1 protein-coding gene and 1 pseudogene are annotated in these 1,175 nt (G+C 47.6%); both read left to right on the plus strand.

The window, feature by feature from the left end; translation table 11 throughout:
• The coding region (locus JCM16496_RS23160) for an ISAon1 family transposase N-terminal region protein (protein ID WP_209441657.1) at nt 1-307 on the plus strand (307 nt) is incomplete at its 5' end.
• Nucleotides 273-1,175, plus strand: a pseudogene (locus JCM16496_RS21125) (ISAon1 family transposase); the annotation flags it as partial. The gene JCM16496_RS23160 and the pseudogene JCM16496_RS21125, both read left to right, overlap by 35 nt.

The following is a 1,175-nucleotide window of genomic DNA, read 5'->3' on the forward strand; positions in this document are numbered from 1 at the left end:
ACTGGACACCAACTCTGATATGCTCACCATCCATTTGGACGAACAGAATCTTCCCCCTGTATCCTCCTCTGGACATGTCTTTGAGTCCAAAGGATTTCTTCCGGCCGTGGAAATCCGAGACTTTCCGATTCGTGACCGCAAGGTGACTCTCTGTGTCCGACGCCGTAAATGGCTTGACAAGGAAACCGGTTCGATAGTCTGCAATACTTTTAATCTCACAGCCGAGGGCACGCGACATTCCAAGGAATTCGCGTTTTTTTTAAAAGGATTGCTTGGAGAAATACCCGATTACGGCCCGCTCTCTTGAACGTTATTACCATATTGACGGTAATCAGTTTGAGCGTCAATACAAAGACCATCTGAGCGACTTCCGCACGTGGAACCAATTGCCGCATGCGGAAGAATGGCTGTTGTTCCCTGAGAACATAGGCCTTATCTGAGCATTGACGAGACTTCCCTTTCCAACGGCGAATTATATACCATAATCACCAACAGGGAGGCACATGGCGGCAAAGGGGCTATCGTGGCCATTGTCAAAGGCACTAAGGCAGAGGATGTCATCACAGTCGTGGAACAAATTCCCGAAGAAGCGCTTCAAGGTGAAGGAGGTCACCCTTGACTTGTCAGAAAGCATGCGGAAGATTGTCCGCAGGTGCTTTACATCAGCCATCCGTGTGATAGACCGCTTTCATATTCAAAAGCTGGCGTGCGATGCCGTGCAGGAAATAAGAATCGGACACCGCTGGGAAGCCATACAGGAAGAAACCGATGCACGGCAGGAAACCAAGGGGGTAAAGAAGAAATATGTTCCTTTTACCTTTGAGAACGGTGACACACGTAAGGAGATACTGGCGAGAAGCCGTTATTTGCTTTTCAAATCCGCAGACAAATGGACCGATTCACAGAAACTAAGGGCAAAGATTTTATTCAGGGAGTATCCCGATGTCAAAAGGGCATATTCGTTGAGCCATTCATTGAGGATGATTTTCAACAAGCACTCCATAAAGGCGGGAGCCAGGACAAATCTGGCGAGATGGTATAAGGAAGTGGAAGAGTCGGGATTCGACTCCTTCAATACCATAGCCGCGACATTATACGACAGAAACGATGAAATACTAAACTTCTATGTCAATAGGGCATCAAATGCGGCAGCGGAATCATTCAACGCCAAAATC

The organism is Bacteroides rodentium JCM 16496 (assembly GCF_000614125.1).
Lineage (GTDB): Bacteria > Bacteroidota > Bacteroidia > Bacteroidales > Bacteroidaceae > Bacteroides > Bacteroides rodentium.